This window comes from Nonomuraea sp. MTCD27 (assembly GCF_041950495.1).
GTDB lineage: Bacteria > Actinomycetota > Actinomycetes > Streptosporangiales > Streptosporangiaceae > Nonomuraea.
On the sequence record NZ_JBGNUW010000001.1, the window covers coordinates 395,103 to 415,916 of the forward strand.

General features: G+C 73.1%; 24 protein-coding genes. 17 read left to right on the plus strand and 7 right to left on the minus strand.

The features are described 5' to 3' along the window. Positions 1–58 precede the first annotated feature (58 nt). On the plus strand, positions 59–985 hold the full coding sequence (locus ACBJ59_RS01925) for a hypothetical protein (protein ID WP_375108416.1): 927 nt from the start codon (positions 59–61) through the stop codon (positions 983–985). Positions 986–1,355: 370 nt separating this feature from the next. Further along, complete coding sequence (locus tag ACBJ59_RS01930) at positions 1,356–1,871, plus strand: hypothetical protein (RefSeq protein WP_375108417.1); 516 nt, start codon at positions 1,356–1,358, stop codon at positions 1,869–1,871. 58 nt (positions 1,872–1,929) lie between these two features. On the opposite strand, the gene ACBJ59_RS01935 is transcribed toward ACBJ59_RS01930, so the two are convergent. Together ACBJ59_RS01935 and ACBJ59_RS01940 are read right to left on the minus strand one after the other, a co-directional pair. Next, positions 1,930–2,082: a hypothetical protein gene (locus ACBJ59_RS01935; protein WP_364135807.1), complete on the minus strand. Its 153-nt coding sequence runs from the start codon at positions 2,080–2,082 to the stop codon at positions 1,930–1,932. 107 nt (positions 2,083–2,189) lie between these two features. Further along, complete coding sequence (locus ACBJ59_RS01940) at positions 2,190–2,993, minus strand: class I SAM-dependent methyltransferase (RefSeq protein WP_375108418.1); 804 nt, start codon at positions 2,991–2,993, stop codon at positions 2,190–2,192. 152 nt (positions 2,994–3,145) lie between these two features. Here ACBJ59_RS01940 and def point away from each other — a divergent pair, with 152 nt between their 5' ends. The 5 genes from def (at position 3,146) to ACBJ59_RS01965 (ending at position 6,688) form a co-directional block, all read left to right on the plus strand. Further along, positions 3,146–3,679 carry a peptide deformylase gene (def, locus tag ACBJ59_RS01945; RefSeq protein WP_375108419.1) on the plus strand — a complete coding sequence of 178 codons (534 nt, stop codon included), beginning with the start codon at positions 3,146–3,148 and terminating at the stop codon, positions 3,677–3,679. Between the two features lie 7 nt (positions 3,680–3,686). Further along, positions 3,687–4,319 carry a helix-turn-helix domain-containing protein gene (locus ACBJ59_RS01950; protein ID WP_375108420.1) on the plus strand — a complete coding sequence of 211 codons (633 nt, stop codon included), beginning with the start codon at positions 3,687–3,689 and terminating at the stop codon, positions 4,317–4,319. Continuing rightward, entirely contained in the window at positions 4,312–5,715 is a 1,404-nt protein-coding gene (locus ACBJ59_RS01955; RefSeq protein ID WP_375108421.1) for a pyridoxal phosphate-dependent decarboxylase family protein, read from the plus strand. Before ACBJ59_RS01950 ends, ACBJ59_RS01955 begins: the two co-directional genes overlap by 8 nt. Before the next feature lie 187 nt (positions 5,716–5,902). Then, positions 5,903–6,319, plus strand: coding sequence for a CBS domain-containing protein (locus ACBJ59_RS01960; protein ID WP_364135795.1), 417 nt, complete (start codon positions 5,903–5,905; stop codon positions 6,317–6,319). A gap of 9 nt (positions 6,320–6,328) precedes the next feature. Further along, positions 6,329–6,688: an MmcQ/YjbR family DNA-binding protein gene (locus ACBJ59_RS01965; RefSeq protein WP_364135793.1), complete on the plus strand. Its 360-nt coding sequence runs from the start codon at positions 6,329–6,331 to the stop codon at positions 6,686–6,688. Between the two features lie 71 nt (positions 6,689–6,759). Here the strand turns inward: ACBJ59_RS01965 and ACBJ59_RS01970 are convergent, their stop codons facing one another. Continuing rightward, entirely contained in the window at positions 6,760–7,626 is an 867-nt protein-coding gene (locus tag ACBJ59_RS01970) for a hypothetical protein (RefSeq protein ID WP_375108422.1), read from the minus strand. Between the two features lie 21 nt (positions 7,627–7,647). Between ACBJ59_RS01970 and ACBJ59_RS01975 the strand changes: the two genes are divergently transcribed. Next, entirely contained in the window at positions 7,648–8,256 is a 609-nt protein-coding gene (locus ACBJ59_RS01975; protein ID WP_375108423.1) for an SAM-dependent methyltransferase, read from the plus strand. 3 nt (positions 8,257–8,259) lie between these two features. On the opposite strand, the gene ACBJ59_RS01980 is transcribed toward ACBJ59_RS01975, so the two are convergent. Next, the gene (locus ACBJ59_RS01980) at positions 8,260–9,144 is read right to left on the minus strand and encodes a hypothetical protein (RefSeq protein ID WP_375108424.1); all 885 of its coding nucleotides are present in this window, start codon (positions 9,142–9,144) and stop codon (positions 8,260–8,262) included. A 102-nt stretch (positions 9,145–9,246) separates the two neighbouring features. On the opposite strand from ACBJ59_RS01980, the gene ACBJ59_RS01985 reads away from it, so the two are divergent. From ACBJ59_RS01985 to ptsP, 8 genes are read left to right on the plus strand one after another with little or no spacing between them, the layout of a single operon-like run. After that, a complete protein-coding gene (locus ACBJ59_RS01985; protein WP_364135784.1) occupies positions 9,247–10,008 on the plus strand; it encodes a DeoR/GlpR family DNA-binding transcription regulator in 762 nt (253 codons plus the stop codon). Continuing rightward, complete coding sequence (gene pfkB / locus ACBJ59_RS01990) at positions 10,005–10,967, plus strand: 1-phosphofructokinase (RefSeq protein ID WP_375108425.1); 963 nt, start codon at positions 10,005–10,007, stop codon at positions 10,965–10,967. The genes ACBJ59_RS01985 and pfkB overlap by 4 nt, the downstream gene beginning before the upstream one ends. 32 nt (positions 10,968–10,999) lie before the next feature. Next, the gene (gene mtlA, locus ACBJ59_RS01995) at positions 11,000–12,115 is read left to right on the plus strand and encodes a mannitol-specific PTS transporter subunit IIC (protein WP_375108426.1); all 1,116 of its coding nucleotides are present in this window, start codon (positions 11,000–11,002) and stop codon (positions 12,113–12,115) included. A 3-nt stretch (positions 12,116–12,118) separates the two neighbouring features. After that, positions 12,119–12,427, plus strand: coding sequence for a PTS lactose transporter subunit IIB (locus ACBJ59_RS02000; protein WP_364135776.1), 309 nt, complete (start codon positions 12,119–12,121; stop codon positions 12,425–12,427). Continuing rightward, entirely contained in the window at positions 12,420–12,845 is a 426-nt protein-coding gene (locus tag ACBJ59_RS02005; RefSeq protein WP_375108427.1) for a PTS sugar transporter subunit IIA, read from the plus strand. The genes ACBJ59_RS02000 and ACBJ59_RS02005 overlap by 8 nt, the downstream gene beginning before the upstream one ends. Further along, positions 12,842–13,846 carry a zinc-dependent dehydrogenase gene (locus ACBJ59_RS02010; RefSeq protein WP_375108428.1) on the plus strand — a complete coding sequence of 335 codons (1,005 nt, stop codon included), beginning with the start codon at positions 12,842–12,844 and terminating at the stop codon, positions 13,844–13,846. The genes ACBJ59_RS02005 and ACBJ59_RS02010 overlap by 4 nt, the downstream gene beginning before the upstream one ends. A 9-nt stretch (positions 13,847–13,855) precedes the next feature. After that, positions 13,856–14,137, plus strand: coding sequence for an HPr family phosphocarrier protein (locus ACBJ59_RS02015; RefSeq protein WP_364135770.1), 282 nt, complete (start codon positions 13,856–13,858; stop codon positions 14,135–14,137). Beyond that, the gene (gene ptsP, locus ACBJ59_RS02020) at positions 14,130–15,746 is read left to right on the plus strand and encodes a phosphoenolpyruvate--protein phosphotransferase (protein WP_375108429.1); all 1,617 of its coding nucleotides are present in this window, start codon (positions 14,130–14,132) and stop codon (positions 15,744–15,746) included. The genes ACBJ59_RS02015 and ptsP overlap by 8 nt, the downstream gene beginning before the upstream one ends. A gap of 3 nt (positions 15,747–15,749) precedes the next feature. Here the strand turns inward: ptsP and ACBJ59_RS02025 are convergent, their stop codons facing one another. From ACBJ59_RS02025 to ACBJ59_RS02035, 3 genes are all read right to left on the minus strand, one after another. Beyond that, positions 15,750–18,251 carry an ATP-dependent Clp protease ATP-binding subunit gene (locus ACBJ59_RS02025; RefSeq protein ID WP_375108430.1) on the minus strand — a complete coding sequence of 834 codons (2,502 nt, stop codon included), beginning with the start codon at positions 18,249–18,251 and terminating at the stop codon, positions 15,750–15,752. A 104-nt stretch (positions 18,252–18,355) separates the two neighbouring features. Continuing rightward, the gene (locus tag ACBJ59_RS02030; protein WP_375108431.1) at positions 18,356–19,390 is read right to left on the minus strand and encodes an aldo/keto reductase; all 1,035 of its coding nucleotides are present in this window, start codon (positions 19,388–19,390) and stop codon (positions 18,356–18,358) included. A 5-nt stretch (positions 19,391–19,395) separates the two neighbouring features. Then, the gene (locus ACBJ59_RS02035) at positions 19,396–20,037 is read right to left on the minus strand and encodes an SDR family oxidoreductase (protein WP_375108432.1); all 642 of its coding nucleotides are present in this window, start codon (positions 20,035–20,037) and stop codon (positions 19,396–19,398) included. Between the two features lie 22 nt (positions 20,038–20,059). On the opposite strand from ACBJ59_RS02035, the gene ACBJ59_RS02040 reads away from it, so the two are divergent. Further along, a complete protein-coding gene (locus ACBJ59_RS02040; protein ID WP_375108433.1) occupies positions 20,060–20,752 on the plus strand; it encodes an HAD family hydrolase in 693 nt (230 codons plus the stop codon). Positions 20,753–20,814: the final 62 nt, after the last annotated feature.

The following is a 20,814-nucleotide window of genomic DNA, read 5'->3' on the forward strand; positions in this document are numbered from 1 at the left end:
TTCCGACTTTTCGGCGTCAGCGGGCACTCTATCGGAAATATCGCGAAAGGATGGGCTCGTGAGCTCCTACGACGACACGCTGCCCCTGCAGCCGCCGATCCGGCTGCCCGGCGAGGCCACGCTCGCCGCGGCCGTACGCACCGCTCCCCTGGCCGACGAGCTGAAGCCGGAAGGCGACGACGCGGAGGTGCTGGCCGTCTGGGCGGAGCACTGCCGCGAGCGGCTGGCCGAGGACGAGGGGCTGCTGCTGGAGCTGATCAGGATGTTCCTGTCCAGGGAGCCGGTCACGGGCGAGCGGCCCGGGACGCTGACGGATCTCGGCCTGGTACGGCAGGCGGAGCCGTACACGCTGAGCTGGCTCGGCCTGTGGGTGGCGCGGCAGATCATCGCCGAGACCACCGGGCAGGACATCCCCGTGATGGGCTCGCTCGCGGACGCCGACGCGGCGGCGCTGCTGCACGGGCTGCGGTCGTACCCGGAGGGCGAGCGGGGCGAGGAGCTGGCCGGATGGCTCAAGGACAGGGACGCCGCGGCCGCGGCGGCCGAGATCGCCTCGGCCCTGGGCACCGTGAGCCCGCTGAGCCGCGCGGTCGGCGTGGAGGTGCTGGCGACGGGCCTGGGCGACGAGGGCCGACTGGCGCTGACCCGGCTGCTGGAGGAGCCCAAGCTGGGAGCGGTGATCGCGGCCAGGACCGGCCGGGAGGAGCGGCAGCCGGCGCCCGAGGAGATCGCCTGGGTGCTGGTGGACATGGCGGCGGCGCTGCTGGAGTTCGGGGGCGAGACCGGCGAGGTGATCGAGTCGATCGCCATGGGCATGGAGGCCGAGGAGCAGGCGGGGACGATCGCCATCCTGGCCTTCGGGGATCATCCTTGGACGGGGCAGGTGCTGCGGGTGTTCATCGAGCACCATCCGGACGAGCGTGTGGCGGCGGCGGCCCGCAAGGCGTTGCGGCGGTTGCACGGGCTGGCCGACGCGCGGGGGTGAGGGCACTCCTTTTTCTCGTCGCCATATGAGCAAACAGAAATCCTCTTATCAGAGCCGACATCTCGTCTCATGCCGCAGCATTGTCATGCCGCATGGGTTGCGTGGAAGTTGCGCGGCAACCGCCCGTACCCCCTGCAACCTGCGGCGGCACTCCGTCTGCGACGTGCTCGACCGCCACCGCGCCAGCACGCAGTCCGGCAAAATATTGCGGAATACCGCGCGATCACGAAACGTCGGGAATTTCGCGCGGGCATGGACCGGTACGCCCACCTCAACCGCACGGTCGAAAGCGTCGAGAGCCCGGGGATCCGCCGGGTCCGGGGCGGCGGCGCGACACCCACCCCGGGAGAGCGCCGGTAGAGTCGGCTCGGTGACCAAGCATGTGATCTTCCCTCAGACCGGCATCCTGGGCGACGCGTTCGCCTGTGAGTGCGGCGTCGTGCTGGGCGGCCGGATGACGGCCGAGCTGCACGCCGCCGAGAACGGGCTGTGCTCGGCCTGCTTCGGCACGGCCGAGGAGGAGGCGGCGCCGGGGCTGACGCGCGGCTGCACGAGCTGCGCCGGCACCGGGCGGCGCCGGGAGCAGATCACCTGGCAGCTCGCGCACGCCGAGGCCGAGCACCTCATCACCATGACCGTCGTACGCGGGATCGTGGCGGGGTTCGACGGCCCGTTCCACCTGTCGGAGATCGCCGACACGGTCAGGAACGGGCTGGGCCTGCCCGCCGGGCGGCTCCCGGTGGGCCCGCGGGTGCGCGACCTGCTCCTGCAGCTGCAGGCCGCGGGCGAGATCACCATGTTGTCGGCGCCCGACGAGATGGTCGGCGCGGACATGGTCCTCTACCGCGACCCGCAGTGGCAGCGCGCCCGCACGCTCGGCCTGTGACCGCCTGCCGTCGGCCCGGCCGTCAGCCCTGCCGTCATCGGGGCCGTCATCGGGACCGTCAGCGGGGGACGAAGCCGCGGTAGACGACGCGCCGCCGCTGGAGCACCGGCCACTGCCGGCCCTTGATGCCGCGCAGCACGCCGGCGGTCACCGCGCCGGTGAGGAGGGTGCCGAAGATGCCGCTCACGACGAGCATGAAGGCGATTGCCATGTCGATTCCTTCACCAGGAGTTCGAAGCTGAACAGCAGGCCAGAACAGCGCCGGTCACCGCCCTATTCCGAGCCCGGCAGCGCGGCGGTGGAGCCGGGCCGCCGGGATCAGCTCTCCCGGACGCGGCAGACGATCTCGCCGTGCAGGATCGACAGCCAGCCGTCCCCGGCCGCCGCCCACTCCAGCCACCCCTCCGAGATGCGCCGCAGGTCGGACTCCGTGGCGGCACCGGTGGCCAGGGCCCGCTCGGCCATGGCGGAGCGCTGGATCCGCTCCGCCCACATCCCGCCCCACCAGGCCCGGTCCTCCGGCGTGGCGAAGCACCAGGTGGAGGAGGTGGCGGTGACGTCCTCGAAGCCCGCCGCCCTGGCCCACGACAGCAGCCGCCGCCCGGCGTCCGGCTCGCCCCCGTTGCCCCGCGCGACCTGCTGGTACAGCTCCATCCAGTCGTCCAGCGCCGGCACCCGCGGATACCAGGTGAAGCCGGAGTAGTCGCTGTCGCGCGCCGCCACGAACCCGCGCGGCTTGGTGACCCGGCCCATCTCCCGCAGGGCCAGCACCGGGTCGCCGACGTGCTGCAGCACCTGGTGCGCGTGCACCACGCAGAACGTGTCGTCGGGGAACCGCAGCGCGTGCACGTCGGCCACGGCGAAGTCCACGTTCTCCACCCCCCGGGCGGTCACCTCCGCCCTCGCCAGGTCGAGCGCCTCCTCGCTCACCTCGGACGCCGTCACGTGCCCGACCAGGCCCGCCAGGTCGGCGGTGATCGTGCCGGGGCCGCTGCCCACGTCCAGCACCTTCATGTGCGGCTTGAGGTGGGGCAGCAGGTACGCGGCCGAGTTCTCGGCGGTGCGCCAGCGGTGCGAGCGCAGCACGGACTCGTGGTGGCCATGGGTGTAGACGGCGTCCATCGGCAGACTCCCTCGTTTCGCGACGATGGGATCACCCTAGCGCTGTCTCAGCATTCAAGAGAGAACGTCTTGCATAGCGAGACGAGACGCCCATCCGCAACCCCTCGTAAACTTGTCGCGAAACATTCGCAAACCACAGGAAAGGCGTGGTCGTGGGAGAGGTCCGGCCGATCGTGCACGTGGGCGACCCGGTGCTGCACCACCCGTGCGAGCCGGTGACCCGGTTCGACGGCGAGCTGGCGGAGCTGGTGGAGGACATGTTCGCGAGCATGTACGCGGCGGAGGGCGTCGGCCTGGCCGCCAACCAGATCGGCGTGCCGCTGCGCGTGTTCGTCTACGACTGCCCCGACGCCGACGGGCAGCGGCACAAGGGCGTGGTCGTCAACCCCGAGCTGGAGCTGCCCGGCGTCGGCGAGCGGCAGCTCGACACCGGCGACGAGGGCTGCCTGTCCGTCCCCGGCCAGTACGCGCCGCTCCCCCGCGCCGACCACGCCACCGTGCGCGGCTTCGACGCCGCCGGCGAGCCCGTCACGGTCGAGGGCACCGGCCTGCTGTCCCGCTGCCTGCAGCACGAGACCGACCACCTCGACGGCCACCTCTACATCGACCGCCTGCCCGCCAAGCGCCGCAAGCAGGTGCTGGCCGCCTACCAGGAATCCACTAAAGCGGATAAAGCATCGCTATAGTGGAGGAATGGAAGGCGAAGGGGTCCTGTCCAGCGGGCTGTCCATGGCCGAGCTGGGCCTGCGGATCCGGGGCGAGCGCCGGGCGCGCGGGCTGTCCATCGAGCGGCTGGCCGGGCTGAGCGGCATCAGCAGGAGCATGGTCTCCGAGGTCGAGCGGGGCACCAAGACCCCGACCGTGCTGGTGCTCGACCGGCTGGCCACGGCGCTGGGCACCTCGATCTCCCGGCTGCTCGACGAGCCCGCGCACGGAGCGATGCGGGTGCTGCGCCACGCCGAGCAGCGGGTCCTGCGCGACCCGTCCGGCTGGGAGCGGCGGGTGCTGTCGCCGGTGCTGGGCGAGGTGGAGTTCGAGTTCATGCGCACCACCATCGGGCCGGGCGTGGACGCGGGCGAGTTCGTGCCGCACGCGCCGGGGTCGCGGGAATACCTCGCGGTCGAGCGCGGCAGCCTGCGGCTGACGATCGACGGCAGGCCGCACACGCTGGCGGCGGGCGACTCGGCGTACTACCCGGGCGACCGCCGCCACGCCTTCGCCAACGACGGCACCACCGACTGCGTCTTCTACCTGGCCATGGAGCTGGGCCAGACGACGGGGGCAGTCGGGCACCACGAACCACGGAGGGAATCGCCCGATGGATGAGCTGCGCCTGGCCGGAGCGAAGGCGGCCGCGATCATGGCCGACCACCTCGAGGGCGTCGGCGACCGGCCGGTGTGGCGGCCGGTGCCGGACGGCGACCTGGCCTGGCTCACCGGCCAGGAGCTGCCCGAGACGGGGCGCGCGCTGGACGAGCTGCTGGAGGACGCGCGGGCGCGCGTGCTGCCGTACCCGATGGGCAACGGGCACCCGCGCTTCTTCGGCTGGGTGAACTCGCCGCCCAACCCGGCGGGCGTGCTCGTCGAGCCGCTGGCCGCGGCCCTGAACCCGAGCGTCGCCGGTGGCGACCACGCCGGGCCGCACCTGGAGCGCACGGTGGTGCGCTGGCTGGCCGGGCTCGTCGGCTTCCCGCACCCGCCCGGTGGCGGGCTGCTGACCAGCGGCGCGTCCATGGCCACCGTGATCTGCCTGGCCACCGCCCGCCAGCGGGCCGCGCTGGCCGACGGGTGGGACGCCCGCGAGGAGGGGCTGGCCGGGCGGCCGCCCATGGTCATGTACGTGACCGAGGAGGGGCACAGCTGCCTGCACAAGGCGGCGCAGCTGCTCGGCCTGGGGGCGCGGAACGTGCGTACGGTGCCGGTGGACGCGGCGTACCGGATGGACGTGGGCGCGCTGCGCGCCATGATCGCCGAGGACCTGGACGCGGGGCTGCGGCCGTTCTGCGTGGCGGGCAGCGCGGGCACCGTCAACTCCGGCGCGGTGGACCCCCTGGACGAGATCGCCGACGTGGCCGGCTCGTACGGGCTCTGGTTCCACGTGGACGGCGCGTACGGCGCGCTCGGCGTCCTGGCCGACGGCGCCGCGCCGCACTACGCCGGGCTGGAGCGGGCCGACTCGCTGGCCCTGGACCCGCACAAGTGGCTCGGGGTGCCGGTGGGCTGCGGCTGCGCGCTGCTGCGCGACCCGGCCGCCGCGCGGGCCGCGTTCAGCCTGGTGCCCTCCTACCTGATCGACGACAACGCGGACGACCTGGGCTGGTTCGCCGAGTACGGCCCCGAGCAGACCCGCCCGTTCCGCGCGCTGAAGACCTGGGCGACCCTGTCGTACCTGGGCCGGACGGGCGTCAAGCGCCTGGTGGACCACACGACCGGGCTGGCCCGCACCCTGGCCGCCATGGTCGAGCAGGCCCCGGACTTCGAGCTGCTCGCGCCGGTCACGACCTCGATCACCGCGTTCCGCCACATCCCGCGCCCCGACGGCCTGGACGCGCTCAACCGGGCCATCCCCGGTGCGGTCCAGGCGCGTGGCAACGTCTTCTTCACCGGCACCCGGCTGGGCGGGCACGAGGCGCTGCGGGCGTGCTTCCTGCACCCGGACACGACCGAGGGGGATCTGGCGATGCTGCTCGACGAGATCCGGGTGGCGGCCAAGAGCCTCTGACCCCACGATCGGGGCCCCGGCGCCGGAGCGGGCCCGGCGGGCCGATGCGGCGCTCGTCACGGCGGGTGACGACACGCGCGGCCCGCCGGCCCGGCACGCACGGCGGGCGAAGAGAAGCGGCCGGGTCCCGTGAATCGCGCACCCGCCCGGGTAGGGGGTCGGCCGGACCGATCCACAGGAGGCTCCCATGGCGAAGACCGTGGCAGATGTGATGACTTCCCACCCGGCGACGGTGGAGGCCGACCAGCCGGTGTCCGTCGCGGCGACGCTCATGCGCGACAACGACACCGGGGCGATCATCGTCAACGACAACGGCCGCATCAAGGGCATCGTCACCGACCGTGACATCGCCGTCCGCGTCGTCGCCGACGACCGGGGCCCGGACACGCCGGTACGCGAGGCGTGCAGCCCGTCCGTCGAGGCCGTCGGCCCCGACACCAGCATCGACCAGGCCGTCCAGCTCATGCGTACGCACGCCGTACGCCGCCTGCCGGTGGTCGAGGACGGCCGCGCGGTCGGCGTGGTGAGCCTGGGCGACCTGGCCGTCGAGCGCGACCCGAACTCCGCGCTCGCCGACATTTCCGCCGCCGAGGGCAACCGGTAACGTGGCGGTGTGGTCACAGTCGACGACGTACGACAGTTCGCGCGCACGCTCCCCCGCTCGTCGGAGCACCTCATCCGAGACCGCGTGAAGTTCCGCGTGGGCCAGATCGTCTACGTCGCGTTCTCACGTGACGAGACGCAGATGGGGTTCGGCTTCCCCAAGGAGGAGCGTGCGGCGCTGGTGGCCGCCGAGCCGGCCAAGTTCCTCCTGCCGGGGGAGTCCGACATGCGCTTCAACTGGGTGGAGGTGCGCACGGCGGCCATCGACGTGGCGGAGATGCGGGAGCTGGTGCTGGAGGCCTGGCGGATGTGCGTGCCCAAGAAGGTGCGCCTGGAGCAGGAGCGCGCCGCCGCCCGCACGACCCTTTAGAACCGCACGGCCCTTAGAGCCGCCCAGCCCTTAGAGCGCGCGCGGCCCCTTAGAGCCGCGCGGGCCCGGCCTCAGCTCAGGCGGTCGATGCCCAGGGCGCTGATGAGCAGGCGCTCCTTGCGGTTGCCGAGCAGGCGGGCCGTCCAGTCGACGAAGCCGCCGTCGCCCACCTCCACGCCCTTGCCGTAGATCTTGAAGCAGAGGCCGGTGTAGTAGCCGCGCCCGCCCTGCCGGTCCGGGTCCGGGGTGGCGTCGAGCTCCGCCGCCACCCGCTCGAACCGCTCGTCCAGGACCGTGACCCGGGTCTCGGCGTCGGCGCCTCCGCAGGCGCGGACGGCGGCGGTCAGGACGGCCACGTGCTCGGCCGCGTGTGCGCGCTCGAAGGCCAGGTCGCCGGTGTCGCGACCGGCGGTGATCACGGCGAACAGGGTGAAGTGGGCGTAGCTGGCGGCGCCTCCGAAGCGCTGGGCGCGCACGACGCGTTGCAGGGCCGCCAGGCGTACCGGCCGGGTGGGGTCGGCGCGGCGGCGCAGCGCCGCCTCCAGGGCGAGGGCGTTGGTCGGGTCGGCCGCGACCTCGCTGTTCCTGATCGTGGAGATCACGTTGTTCTGGTCGACCGGGGCCAGCGCCGAGTGGGTGCCCAGCGGCGCGACCGGGGCCAGGGTGACCAGCTCGAACTCGTCCGGCAGGGCCGACAGCACGGCATCCTCGGCCCGCCGCAGCCGCCGGAACGGGACCTGCGCGGGCGCCACGAAACGGTCGTGGCCGTAGCGGCGCAGGACGTCGGCCGGGGAGAGCGCGCGCGAGCGGTGGCGCATCACCTCCAGCAGCAGCGTCGTCAGGTCGGCGCCGGGCAGCCGCCCGGCCAGGACGTCGAAGGTCTCCTGTCCGCCCGCCTGCCTGAGCACCCGGTCAAAAGCATTTGCTCGCTCCGCCATCCTCTACAACTATCAATGATCATGACGGAGCGCGATTGGGTTAAATGGCATGACTTCTACGATCAGCCGGGTTCCTCCCTGGAACGACGGTTGCGTACGGTCCGCAAGTGGGTGGAGGTGGCGCTCGACGAGGGCGCGTCGCGGGTCGTGAGCCTGTGCGCCGGGCAGGGGCGCGACCTACTGCCCGTGCTGGCCGGGCATCCCCGGCGCGGGCAGGTGCGGGCGCGGCTGGTCGAGCTCGACGAGCGCAACGCCGCCGCCGCCCGGAGCATCGCCCCGGAGGGGGCCGAGGTGGTGTGCGGGGACGCCGCCGTGGTGCGCGCGTACGAGGGCGCGGTGCCGGCGGACCTCGTGCTCGTCTGCGGGGTGTTCGGGAACATCACCGACGACGACATCCGCCGCACGGTCGCCACGCTGCCCCAGCTCTGCGCGCCCGGGGCGATGGTCATCTGGACCAGGGGGCGGCACGAGCCCGACCTGGTGCCGGTGATCTGCGACTGGTTCGAGGACGCCGGGTTCGAGCGGGTCGGCGTCGAGGGCACCGACTACGGGGTCGGCGTGCACCGTTACACCGGCCCGCCCGTGCCGCTGGAACCCGGCACGCGGATGTTCGCCTTCGTCGGCCAGTGAGGCTCAGCCGGTGACGCTGCGGTAGAGGTCGCGGGTCAGCGTGGTGATGCGCTTGACGGAGGAGCTCCACGTGCCGCCGGCCGGGTGTGCGGTCAGCACGGCCATGACGTAGCGGTCGCCCTGGCCGGCCAGCCCGGTCGTGTACAGCACGGGGCGGCCGTAGTCGGGCACGCCCGAGCCGGTGGCCCGCTGCGCGATCCACGAGATGGGCGCGCCCACGGCCCTGGCGTTGCCGCCGCACCGGACCGGCGGCGTCGTGCCGAACCCCGACCAGCCCTGCTTGACCGCCCACGGCCGGGGCACCCCGTCGGGGATGCCGAAGGTCTGGTCGAAACCGTCGGTCCCGCACGGCGTGGCCCGCCGCAGGTGGCCCAGGATCGTGTCGCGGACCCGGGCGTCGGCCTTGTCGAGCAGGTAGCGGTAGGTGCGCACGATGTCGTACGCGCTCAGCGAGCTGTAGCCCCAGAACCCCGGCTTGGAGGCCGGCGGCGGGGCGGTGTCGGACAGGCCCAGCCTGCGCGCCTGCCTGACGATGATCTGCCCCTTGCCCAGGCGGTCCCAGAAGGCCGAGGCCGCGTCGTCGTCGCTGGAGCGCAGCATGACCTTCAGCAGCTTGGCGTCGGCCGCCGGCACGCTCTTGCGCCGCTCCAGGTAGTCGATCGCGATGAGGATCTTGACGACGGAGGCCGAGCGGTATTTCCGGTGCGCGTTCTTCGTCGCGACGATCTTGCCGGCCTGCCGGTCGAACACCACCCAGGCCGCCGTCGTCCCGGCCGGGACGCGGGGCGGCCGGCCCGCGGCGGTCTCGGCGGCGCGGGCGGGCGTCGCGAGCGTGGCGAGGAGGAGGGGCCCGGTGAGGAGCAGGGGGGCCAGGGGCTTGATTCGCACCCGCCTATAACTACCAGATTCCGGCAGCACACCCTTGACCAGCCAACGTAAACGGGTATAAACACAGAGGAAACCAACCCGAAACGGCGGTGAATCAACATCATGTACGCCGAGGAACGGCAGCAGGAGATCCTGCGGAGAGCGCGGGCCGCGGGCCGCGTCGACGTGGTGACGCTGGCCGCCGAGCTCGACGTGACCACCGAGACGATCCGCCGCGACCTGACGTCGCTGGAGCGGGCCGGCGTGCTGCGCCGCGTGCACGGGGGCGCGATCCCCGTGGAGCGGCTGGGGTTCGAGCCCGCGCTGGCCACCCGCGACGAGGTCATGACGGCCGAGAAGGAGCGCATCGCCAAGGCCGCGCTCGCCGAGCTGCCCGAGGACGGCTCGGTGATCATCGACGCGGGCACCACCACCGGCCGCCTGGTCAAGGTGCTGCCGGCCGACCGGGAGCTGACCGTGGTGGTGAACTCCCCGCCGCTGGCCACCGCCCTGGCCGCCCGCGCCAACCTGCACGTGATCATGCTGGGCGGGCGGCTGCGCGGCAAGACCCTGGCCACGGTGGACGACTGGGCGCTGCGCCCGCTGGCCTGCCTCAACGTGGACGTGGCGTTCATGGCGACCAACGGCTGCTCGCTGACCCGCGGCCTGACCACGCCCGACCCGGCCGAGGCGGCGATCAAGCGGGCGATGGTCAAGGCCGCGCAGCGCAGCGTGCTGCTGGCCGACCACACGAAGTTCACCAACACCTACCTGGCCACGTTCGCCGAGCTGAGCGAGATCGACGTGGTGATCACCGACACCGGGCTGGACGCGTCGCTGGCCGCCGATCTGGCGGCGGCCGGCCCGGAGGTGATCAGGGCGTGATCCTCACCCTGACCCTGAACCCGAGCCTCGACCGCACGATCGAGATCGCCTCCCTCGACCGGGGCGCGGTCATCCGCGCCGCCGCCGCCCGCCTCGACCCCGGCGGCAAGGGGGTCAACGTCTCGCGCGCGCTGCTGGCCAACTCGGTGGCGAGCAGGGCGGTGGTGCCGTACGGCGGGGACGAGGGCCGGCAGCTCGTCCGCCTGCTGGCCGCCGAGGGGCTCGACATGGTCACCGTGCCCGTCGCCGGCCCGACCCGGTCGAACGTCACGCTCGCCGAGCCCGACGGGACAACCACCAAGATCAACGAACCGGGCACCGCCCTGTCGCCGGCTGAGCTCGACACGATCGCCGACGCCGTGCTGGCCGCCGCGCACTCCGGCGACCAGGGCGCCGACTGGGTGGTCGCCTCCGGCAGCCTGCCGCCCGAGGTGCCCGCCGACGTCTACGCCCGGCTCTGCCGCAGGTTCGCGGGCGCGGGCATCCACGTGGCGGTCGACACCAGCGGCCCCGCGTTCGCCTGCGCGCTCGGCGCCGCGCCCGCCCTGGTCAAGCCCAACCTCGAGGAGCTGTCGGCGGCCACCGGCATGCCGCTCCGCCACCTGGGCGACGTGGCCGAGGCGGCGGGCAAGCTGCGGGCCGCCGGGGCGCGTACGGTGCTGGCCAGCCTGGGCGCCGACGGCGCCGTACTCGTCGAGGAGGGCGGCAGCTGGTACGGCGAGGCCCCCGTGACCGAGCCGCGCAGCTCCGTCGGCGCCGGCGACGCCATGCTGGCGGGCTTCCTGGCCGCGGGCGGCCGCGGACCCGAGGCCCTGGCGCGCGCGCTGGCCTGGGGCGCCGCCGCGGTGAGCCTGCCCGGCAGCCGCATGCCCGGCCCCGCCGACATCTGCCTGGACTCCGTCACCGTCCGCCCGCCCGACCCCGAACGCCCCCTCTCCTCCCCCCTGCCCACCGGCTGATCTACTGCTCGTCCCCCCAAAGGAGCAAGTCCATGGCCGACACGTACACTCCCCCGGTCACCGGAACCGGGGTCAAGGCCACCATCCAGCGCATCGGCGGTCATCTGGCCGGCATGATCATGCCGAACATCGGCGCGTTCATCGCCTGGGGCCTGATCACCGCCCTGTTCATCCCGACCGGCTGGCTGCCCAACGAGACGCTCGCGAAGATGGTCGGCCCGATCATCTCGACCCTGCTGCCGGTCCTCATCGCCTATACCGGCGGCCGGATGGTGCACGGGCAGCGCGGGGCGGTCGTCGGCGCGGTGGCGGTGATGGGCGTCGTGGTGGGCACGGAAGCTCCGATGTTCCTCGGCGCCATGATCATCGGCCCGCTGACCGCCCTGATCCTGAAATATGTCGACAGGTTCACGGAGCAGCGGACCAAGGCCGGGTTCGAGATGCTGGTGGACAACTTCTCCGCCGGCATCGTGGGCGCCGCGATGGCCGTGGTCGGCTTCCTGGGCATCGGCCCGGTCGTGCAGTCCGTCACCACGGCGGCCGGCAACGCGGTCGAGTGGCTGATCGTCAACAACCTGCTGCCGATCGCCTCCGTGCTCATCGAGCCGGCCAAGGTGCTGTTCCTGAACAACGCCATCAACCATGGCGTGCTGAGCCCGCTGGGCGTCGCCGAGGCCGCCGAGCAGGGCAAGTCGATCCTGTTCATGCTGGAGTCGAACCCCGGGCCCGGGCTGGGGCTGCTGCTGGCGTACCTGCTGTTCGGGCCGCGCGCGATGCGGCCGAGCACGCCCGCCGCGATGATCATCCACTTCTTCGGCGGCATCCACGAGATCTACTTCCCGTACGTGCTCATGAAGCCCCGGCTGATCCTGGCCGTCATCGCGGGCGGCGCGGCCGGCGTGTTCACGTTCATGGTCACGGGGGCCGGCCTGGTCGCCACCCCGTCGCCCGGCAGCATCTTCGCCTACCTCGCGGTCACCCCCAAGGGCGGCTGGCTCGGCTCCAGCCTGGGGATCCTCGTGGCGACGGGCGTGTCGTTCGCCGTCGCCGCCATCCTGCTCGGGTTCGGCAGGGGCGAGAAGGCCGAGCCCGCGGAGGAGCCCGCCGAGCCCACCGAAACCCCGGAAACCGCTTCCAAGGAAGGCTGAGCCATGCCCGGCATCGACAGCAAGGACATCCGCAAGATCATCGTGGCGTGCGACGCGGGCATGGGCAGCAGCGTGATGCTCGCCTCCACGCTCAAGAAGCAGCTCAAGGAGACCGGCGTGACCGTGGAGCACACCCCGGTCAACTCCATCCCCGACGACGCCGACGTGGTCGTGTGCCACTCGGGCCTGGCTGCCCGGGCCCGGGCAGCCGCGCCGGGGAAGGTGCTGGTGTCGTTCCAGATCTTCCTGGGCGACCCGGCGGTGACCCGGCTGGTGAACACGATCAAGAACGGTGGCACGGTCGATGCGTGAGGGCCTGCTCGACCCGCGGGCCGTGCTGCTGCACGAGAGCGCCCCCGACCGCGCCGCGGCCATCCGCCGGTGCGGGCGGGCGCTGGTCGACGTGGGTGCGGTCGCGGAGCCGTACATCGAGGCAATGCTCGAACGCGAGCGGACGATCTCCACCTACGTCGGCGAGGGCGTGGCCATCCCGCACGGGACGGCGGCCTCCAAGGAGGACGTCAAGCGCGACGCCATCTGCGTGGTGCGCTTCCCCGGGGGTATCGACTGGGACGGCGAGCCGGTCACCTTGTGCGTCGGCATCGCCGCCAAGGACGACGGTCACGTGCCGTTGCTGGCGGCGCTGGCCGAGATCTTGCTCGACCCGGACCGGGCGCGAGCGCTGCGCGAGGCCACCGAGGTCTCCCAAGTGGTACAGGAGCTCACATGAAGGTCGCCCGATTCCACGCCCCAGGCGACATCAGGATCGAGGACGCGCCCGAGCCGGTGGCCGGGCCGGGCGAGCTGAAGATCCGCGTACGCAACTGCTCGACCTGCGGCACCGACGCCAAGATCTTCAAGTTCGGCCATCACCACATCGTGCCGCCGCGCGTGATGGGCCACGAGATCGCCGGCGAGGTCGTGGACACCGGCGCGCGGGTGCAGGTGATCGCCGCCATCCCGTGCGGCGCCTGCGCCGAGTGCCGCCGGGGTCGCCAGACCGTGTGCCCGAACCAGGAGTCGATGGGCTACCACTACGACGGCGGCTTCGCCGAGTACATGATCGTGCCGGCGAAGGTGCTCGCCGTGGACGGCGTCAACGCCATCCCCGACGGCGTCGGCTTCGCGGAGGCGTCGGTGGCCGAGCCGCTGGCGTGCGTGCTGAACGGCCAGACGCTGGCGCGGGTGGGCCCCGGCGACGACGTGGTGGTGATGGGCGCGGGCCCGATCGGCTGCCTGCACGTACGCCTGGCGCGGGCACGCGGGGCGGCCCGGGTCTTCCTCGTGGACGTCAACGCGCAGCGCCTGGCGATGGCCGCCGAGCTGGTGAACCCCGACGCGGCCATCGACTCCGACCCCGTGGAGCAGGTGCTCAAGCTGACCGGCGGCCGGGGCGCCGACGTGGTGATCACGGCGGCGGCCTCGGGCGCGGCGCAGGAACAGGCGGTGCGCATGGCCGCCCGGCAGGGCCGGATCAGCTTCTTCGGCGGGCTGCCCAAGGACGACCCGGTCATCGCCCTCGACTCGAATCTCGTGCACTACCGCGAGCTGACCGTCGTCGGCGCCAACGGCTCCAGCCCCGCCCACAACGCGCAGGCGCTGCGGCTGGTGGCCGAGGGGGCCGTCGTGGTGTCCGACCTGATCACGCACCGGCTGCCGCTGCCCCGGGCGCTGGACGGGATCGACCTCGTCAGCCGGGGTACGGCCATCAAGGTCACGATCGAACCCTAGGAGATGGTGATGGCTCAGCGAACGGTGACGGTGGCCTCGGCCAGCGGCCTGCACGCCCGTCCCGCCAAGCTGTTCGTGCAGGCGGCGGCGAAGGCGGCGGTGCCGGTGACGATCCGGGCCGGGGACAAGGCCGTGCCCGCCAGGAGCATGCTGGGGGTGCTGTCGCTGGGGGCGGTGCGCGGCACGGAGGTCACGCTGGAGGCGGACGGGCCGGGCGCGGAAGAGGCGCTGGACGCGCTGGCGGCGCTGCTGTCGCGCGACCTGGACGCGGAGGAGGCCCTCGATGGCTGACCCGGGCGCGGGCCCCTGGAGGGGGACGGCCGGGCGGCTCACCGGGCTGGGGGTCAGCCAGGGGCGGGCCGCCGGGCCGCTGGTCCGGATGGCCGGACCTCCCGCGCTGCCCGCGCCGCGCGGCGTCACCGACCCCGGCGCGGAGGCGGCCGCGGTCGGCAAGGCGCTGGAGGCCGTGGCCGCCGACCTCAACCGGCGCGCCGCCGGCACGGAGGGCGAGGCGGCGGAGATCCTCGAGGCCCTCGCCATGATCGCCGACGACCCGATCCTGCGCGAGGACGCCGAGGCGCAGGCCCGTGAGGGCCTGGACGCCGCGCACGCCCTGGACGCCGCCTTCGGCCGGCACCGCGAGGCGCTGGCGGCGCTCGGCGGCTACCTGGCCGAGCGGGCCGCCGACCTGGACGACCTCAAGCACCGGGCGGTGGCGTTCGCGCTCGACCTGCCCATGCCCGGCCTTCCCGCCCCCGGGCACCCCTACGTGCTGGTGGCCGAGGACCTCTCCCCCGCCGACACCGCGGGCCTCGGGCCGGACGTCCTGGCGCTGGTCACCGAGCGCGGCGGCCCCACCAGCCACACCGCGATCCTGGCGCGCGCCAGGGGCCTGCCCGCCGTGGTGGCGTGCGCGGGCGCCCTGGCCGTGCCCGACGGCACCGTGATCGGCGTGGACGGCGGCACCGGCGAGATCGCGGTCGGCCTCACCGCGCAGGAGGCGGCGGAGGTCGCCGAGGAGGGCCGAGCCCGCGCGGTACGGCTGGCGGCGAGCGAGGGGCCGGGCACGACCGCCGACGGGCACCCGGTCAAGCTGCTGCACAACGTCGGCTCGGCGGCGGACCTGCGACCGGGCGCCGAGGGGGTGGGCCTGTTCAGGACGGAGTTCCTGTTCCTGGACCGCAAGCTGGCGCCGTCGTACGAGGAGCAGGTCAGCGCGTACGCGGAGGTGTTCGGCCAGGCCGGGCACGTGATCGTGCGCACGCTCGACGCGGGCACCGACAAGCCGCTGCCCTTCCTCGGCCTCCCCGAGGAGCAGAACCCCGCCCTGGGCGTGCGCGGCCTGCGAGTGGACCGGCTGCTGCCGGAGGTGCTGGACACCCAGCTCGACGCGATAGCGGCGGCGGCGCGGCAGACGGGCACGCGGCCGTGGGTGATGGCGCCGATGGTCACCACCCTGGCGGAGGCGAGCAGCTTCGCCCGCCGCGCCCGGGCCAGGGGCATCACCCAGGTCGGGGTGATGGTCGAGGTCCCGGCGGCGGCCCTGCGGGCGGCGCGGCTGCTGCAGGAGGTCGACTTCCTCAGCATCGGCACCAACGACCTGGCCCAGTACACCTTCGCCGCCGACCGCCAGCACTCCGCCCTGGCAGACCTCCTGGACCCGAGCCAGCCGGCGCTGCTGGAACTGGTCGCCATGTGCGCCCGGGCCGGCCTGGAGGCGGGCAAGCCGGTGGGCGTGTGCGGGGAGGCGGCGGGCGACCCGCTGCTGGCCCCCCTGCTGGTGGGCCTGGGGGTGACCAGCCTGTCCATGGCTCCCGTGTGCGTGCCGCTGGTCCGCGAGGCGCTGGCCCGGCTCACCCTGGAGGAGTGCCGCGAGCGCGCCCGCGCGGCCCTGGAGTGACCGTCAGGCGACCGGCTCGGGGTTGTGCGCGCTGAGCCGGAGCCGGTCGCCCTCGACGTCCACCGTCACCTTGCCGCCCTCGCGCACCTCGCCGGTCAGCAACATCGCCGACAGCCGGTTGTCCAGCTCCCGCTGCACGGTGCGCCGCAGCGGCCGGGCCCCGAACTCGGGCTGGTAGCCGCGCCCGGCCAGCCAGTCCTTGGCCGCGTCCGTGACCTCCAGCGCCACGTCCTGGCCGCGCAGGCGCTGCCGGGTGCGGTCCAGCAGCAGGTCCACGATCTGGCGGAGTTGGTCGCGCTCCAGCCGCTTGAAGACGATGGTCTCGTCGATGCGGTTGAGCAGCTCCGGCCGCAGCGAGTGCCGCAGCAGGTCCATCAGGCGGTCCTCGAGCTGCCCGGCGTCGCCGGTGGCCTCCAGGATCAGCTCCGCGCCGAGGTTGCTGGTCATGATGACGATCGTGTTCGTGAAGTCCACGGTGCGGCCCTGGCCGTCGGTCAGGCGGCCGTCGTCGAGCATCTGCAGCAGGATGTTCATGACGTCGGGGTGGGCCTTCTCGATCTCGTCGAGCAGGATCACGCCGTGCGGGCGGCGGCGTACGGCCTCGGTGAGCTGGCCCGCCTCCTCGTAGCCGACATATCCGGGCGGCGCCCCGATGAGGCGCGAGACCGTGTGCCGCTCCTGGAACTCGCTCATGTCGATGCGCACCATGTGGTCCTCGCCCCCGAACAGGGCCGCCGCCAGGGCCCTGGCCAGCTCCGTCTTGCCGACGCCCGTCGGGCCGAGGAACAGGAAGCTGCCGATCGGGCGGTTCGGGTCCGACAGGCCGGCCCTGGACCTGCGTACGGCCTCGGCGATGGCGGTGACGGCCTCGTCCTGGCCGATGACGCGCTCGTGCAGGTGCTCCTCCAGGCGCATCAGCCGGTCGCGCTCCTGCTCGGTGAGCTGGGTGACCGGGATGCCGGTGCGGCGGGAGACGACCTGGGCGATGTCCTCGACCATGACCTGCGGGACGGTGTCCGCGCCGTGCCTGGCCCGCTCCAGCTCCGGCCGGAGCTTGTCGATCTGCGTGGCCAGCTCCTTGGCCCGGTCGAAGTCGTCGGCGGCGACGGCCTGGTCCTTGTCGCGGCGCAGCCCGTCGAGGCGCTCCTCCAGCTCGCGCACGTCGCTGCCGGGCGTGCGCGAGCGCAGCCGCACCCGGGCCGCGGACTGGTCCATCAGGTCGATGGCCTTGTCGGGCAGGAAGCGGTCGGAGATGTAGCGGGCCGACAGGTTGGCCGCCGCGTCGAGGGCCTCGTCGGTGATGCGGACCTGGTGGTGGGCCTCGTACGTGTCGCGCAGCCCGGCCAGGATCTCGACCGTCTGCTCCACGCTCGGCTCGGCGACCAGGATCGGCTGGAAGCGGCGTTCGAGGGCGGCGTCCTTCTCGATGTTCTTGCGGTACTCGTCGATGGTCGTGGCGGCGATGACGTGCAGCTCGCCGCGGGCCAGGGCGGGCTTGAGGATGTTCGCGGCGTCCATGCCACCCTCGGCCGAGCCCGCGCCGACCAGCGTGTGCACCTCGTCGATGAAGACGATGACCTCGTCGGCGTGCGCGCGTACCTCGTCGATGACCTTCTTGATGCGCTCCTCGAACTCGCCCCGGTATTTGGACCCGGCCACCATCCCGGTCAGGTCGAGGCCGATGACGCGGCGGTCCTTGAGCGTGTCGGGGACGCTGCCGTTGACGATGCGCTGGGCGATGCCCTCCACGATCGCGGTCTTGCCGACGCCCGGCTCGCCGATGAGGCACGGGTTGTTCTTGGTGCGGCGCGAGAGCACCTCGATGGACTGCTCGATCTCGTCCTCGCGGCCGACGACCGGGTCGATGCGGCCCTGCCTGGCCTCCTCGGTGAGGTCGCGGCCGTACTCGTCGAGCGAGGGCGTGTCCGTCCGCCGCTGCCCGTCGCCGCCGGTCCTGCCCGCACCGGACATGAGGGCCTGCTGCAGCTCGTTCGCCGAGACGCCCTGCTCCTGCAGGAGGCGGGCGGCGACGGAGTCGGGGTTGGCGGCCAGCGCGAGGAGGAGGTGCTCGGGGCCGATGTACGACGACTGCAGGGCGCGGGAGATGCGCTGGGCGTCCAGGACGGCGCGCTTGGCCGCCGGGGAGAGCGTCGTGGGCGGCTCGGTGGCCTCGCCGGGGCCGGCCACCGCGTCGATGCGGTCGCGCAGCCGCCCGGCGTCCGCCCCGGCCGTGCGCAGCAGGTTACCGATGGCGTCGTCGTCGAGCAGCGCGTCGAGCAGGTCGAGCACGTCCAGGTCGGGCGCGCCGCGCCGGCCGGCGGCCTCCAGCGCCCGGCTCAGCGCCTCCCTGGCCGAGGCGCTGAGCAGCCGGCCGACGTCCACCCGCTGGACGCCGGGCCGGGACGGCGGCCAGCCTTCCATGCCGCCGAACACCCGGCCCGTGAGCTCCTCGAACCCCCTGAACGGGTCCCCGCCAAAGAACGACCTGAACGGCATTTCCGACATCGCATGTCCCCCTCGCGCTCAGGGGGACATCTAGCCGCGAGCACCGCACAACATAGCCAAGAGCCGGCAAAGCATCCGGTCGCGGGCAGGCGCCGATCGTTCGGTCACGGGCGGCGGCGCAGGGCCGCCTCCACCAGCTCGGGAGGCTGCCAGCCCGCGTCGGCCGGGTTGAGCGTGACGCCGGGCGGGACGATCTCGTCGATGCGGTCGAGCACGTCGTCGCTCAGCCGCACCTCCGCGGCGCTGAGCTGGCTCTCCAGGTGCTCCATGGTGCGCGGCCCGATGATGGCCGAGGTCACCGCCCGGTGCCTGATCGTGAACGCCAGCGACAGCTCGATCAGCGTGATCCCGGCCTCCTCCGCCAGGACGGCCAGCCGCTCGACCGCGTCCAGCTTGCGCTGGTTGCCTTCGAGCGCCATGTCGTAGCGCTGCGGCAGGTTGGCCGCGCGGCGCGTCTGGGGCAGGTCCTGGCCCTTGCGGTAGCGGCCGGTGAGCCAGCCGCCGGCGAGCGGGCTCCAGACGATGACGCCCATGCCGTACTTCTCGGCCACGGGCAGCACGTCGGCCTCGATGCCGCGCACGAGCGGCGAGTAGGGAGGCTGCTCGCACACGAACCGCTCCAGCGCGCGCCGCTCCGACGCCCACTGGGCCTCGACCATGCGGTGGGCGGGGAAGGTGGAGCTGCCGATGTAGCGGACCTTGCCCTGCCGGACGAGGTCGGTCAGCGCGCCGAGGGTCTCGTCGATGTCGGTGCCGGGGTCGGGACGGTGGATCTGGTAGAGGTCGATCCAGTCGGTGCCGAGGCGGCGCAGGCTGTTCTCGACGGCCTGGAAGATCCAGCGGCGGGAGTTGCCTCCCTGGTTGGGACCCTCGCCCATGACGCCGTGGCACTTGGTGGCCAGCACCACGTCGTCGCGCTTGCCCGACTTGGCCAGCGCCTGGCCGACGAACTCCTCCGACTGGCCCTGGGAGTAGACGTCGGCGGTGTCGATGAAGTTGACGCCCGAGTCGAGCGCCCGGTCGATGATCCGGGCCGACTCCTCCGGGTCGGACTCGCCCCACCACCCGAACATCATCGCGCCGAGGCAGAGGGGGCTGACTTTGAGACCGGTACGTCCGAGTACGCGATATTCCGTCACGGCTCTCACTCTGTCGCAACGAGGTCGATGACGGGAGTGTCACCGGAGACGAGTTCCAGCGTCCGGTGGGCGGTGCCGGGGTTTTCCAGCAGCGCGACGATGACGGCGGCCACGTCGTCGCGCGGCACCGCGCCCCTCGGGACCTCCGGGGCCAGCCGCACCAGACCGGTGCCGGGCTCGTCGGTGAGGCGTCCCGGGCGCAGGATCGTCCAGGCCAGGTCGCGGGCGCGCAGGTCGTCCTCGGCCTCGGTCTTGGCCTTGATGTAGGCGGCCCACACCTCGTCGGTGCCGGGTGCGGGCGGCTTGCCGGCACCCATGGACGAGATCTGGATGAACCGCCCCACGCCCGCCCGTTCCGCCGCCTCGGCCAGCAGCACGGAGGCGCCCCGGTCGACGGTGTCCTTGCGCGGCACGCCGCTGCCGGGGCCCGCGCCGGCCGCGAACACGACCGCGTCGGCGCCCTCGACGACGCGTACGACGTCGTCCAGGCTCGCCTTCTCCAGGTCGCACACCACGGCCTCGGCCCCGGTGGCCTCGACGTCGGCGACGTGCGCCGGGTTGCGCACCAGCCCGACCGCGCCCGATTTGAGCCGGGCGGCCAGCCGCAGCGCGATCTTCCCGTGTCCACCCGCGATGATGATCCGCATACCGCCATGGTGTCATGGACACATGTACGACTTCCCGGAGGCGCCCACGCCCGCGTTCCTGTTCGACCTGGACGGCACCCTGATCGACAGCGTCTACCAGCACGTGGTGGCCTGGCGGCAGGCGCTGGCCGGGATGGGCATCGACCTGTCGGTGTGGCGCATCCACCGCCGCATCGGCATGAGCGGCGGGCTGTTCGTCAGCGCGCTGCTGCGCGAGACCGGGCTCAAGCTGACCCGGGAGCAGATCGAGGAGCTGCAGACCACGCACATGGAGTGGTACGAGCGGCAGGCCGGATCGGTCCGGCCGCTGCCGGGGGCGGCGGAGCTGCTGGCGGAGCTGACCGCGCGCGGCGTGCCGTGGGCCATCGCCACCAGCGGCTACGCCCGCACGGCCCGGCTCGCCCTGGGCCTGCTGGGCCTGCCGGACGACACGCCGATGGTCACCCGCGACCTGGTGCGCCGGGCCAAGCCGGATCCCGACCTGTTCCTCGCCGGTGCCGCACTGGTGCAGGTGGACCCGGCGCACGCCATGGTGGTGGGCGACAGCGTCTGGGACCTGCTGGCCGCCCGCCGGGCCGGCGCGCTGGGCATCGGGCTGCTGTCCGGAGGGTACGGGAGGGACGAGCTCGAGCGCGCGGGCGCCTTCAGGGTCTACGCCGATCCGGCCGACATGCTGGACCGGCTCGACGAACTCGGCGTACGGCAGAGTGATTGACCTGGCGACTGAGGTGGGAATATCCCACCGAACCTCCGAGCTGGACCATGCGTATTCCCCGA

What these genes read in the sequence shown, in the direction of transcription:
- mtlA (WP_375108426.1), top strand. Translation starts at nt 11,000, where the DNA reads ATGGCCGACACGTACACTCCCCCGGTCACCGGAACCGGGGTCAAGGCC.
- ACBJ59_RS02000 (WP_364135776.1), top strand. Translation starts at nt 12,119, where the DNA reads ATGCCCGGCATCGACAGCAAGGACATCCGCAAGATCATCGTGGCGTGC.
- ACBJ59_RS01955 (WP_375108421.1), top strand. Translation starts at nt 4,312, where the DNA reads ATGGATGAGCTGCGCCTGGCCGGAGCGAAGGCGGCCGCGATCATGGCC.
- ptsP (WP_375108429.1), top strand. Translation starts at nt 14,130, where the DNA reads ATGGCTGACCCGGGCGCGGGCCCCTGGAGGGGGACGGCCGGGCGGCTC.
- ACBJ59_RS01970 (WP_375108422.1), bottom strand. Translation starts at nt 7,626, where the DNA reads ATGGCGGAGCGAGCAAATGCTTTTGACCGGGTGCTCAGGCAGGCGGGC.
- ACBJ59_RS02010 (WP_375108428.1), top strand. Translation starts at nt 12,842, where the DNA reads ATGAAGGTCGCCCGATTCCACGCCCCAGGCGACATCAGGATCGAGGAC.
- ACBJ59_RS01960 (WP_364135795.1), top strand. Translation starts at nt 5,903, where the DNA reads ATGGCGAAGACCGTGGCAGATGTGATGACTTCCCACCCGGCGACGGTG.
- ACBJ59_RS02025 (WP_375108430.1), bottom strand. Translation starts at nt 18,251, where the DNA reads ATGTCGGAAATGCCGTTCAGGTCGTTCTTTGGCGGGGACCCGTTCAGG.
- ACBJ59_RS02015 (WP_364135770.1), top strand. Translation starts at nt 13,856, where the DNA reads ATGGCTCAGCGAACGGTGACGGTGGCCTCGGCCAGCGGCCTGCACGCC.
- ACBJ59_RS01975 (WP_375108423.1), top strand. Translation starts at nt 7,648, where the DNA reads ATGACGGAGCGCGATTGGGTTAAATGGCATGACTTCTACGATCAGCCG.
- ACBJ59_RS01935 (WP_364135807.1), bottom strand. Translation starts at nt 2,082, where the DNA reads ATGGCAATCGCCTTCATGCTCGTCGTGAGCGGCATCTTCGGCACCCTC.
- ACBJ59_RS01985 (WP_364135784.1), top strand. Translation starts at nt 9,247, where the DNA reads ATGTACGCCGAGGAACGGCAGCAGGAGATCCTGCGGAGAGCGCGGGCC.
- ACBJ59_RS02040 (WP_375108433.1), top strand. Translation starts at nt 20,060, where the DNA reads ATGTACGACTTCCCGGAGGCGCCCACGCCCGCGTTCCTGTTCGACCTG.
- ACBJ59_RS02005 (WP_375108427.1), top strand. Translation starts at nt 12,420, where the DNA reads ATGCGTGAGGGCCTGCTCGACCCGCGGGCCGTGCTGCTGCACGAGAGC.
- ACBJ59_RS01940 (WP_375108418.1), bottom strand. Translation starts at nt 2,993, where the DNA reads ATGGACGCCGTCTACACCCATGGCCACCACGAGTCCGTGCTGCGCTCG.
- ACBJ59_RS02035 (WP_375108432.1), bottom strand. Translation starts at nt 20,037, where the DNA reads ATGCGGATCATCATCGCGGGTGGACACGGGAAGATCGCGCTGCGGCTG.
- ACBJ59_RS01950 (WP_375108420.1), top strand. Translation starts at nt 3,687, where the DNA reads ATGGAAGGCGAAGGGGTCCTGTCCAGCGGGCTGTCCATGGCCGAGCTG.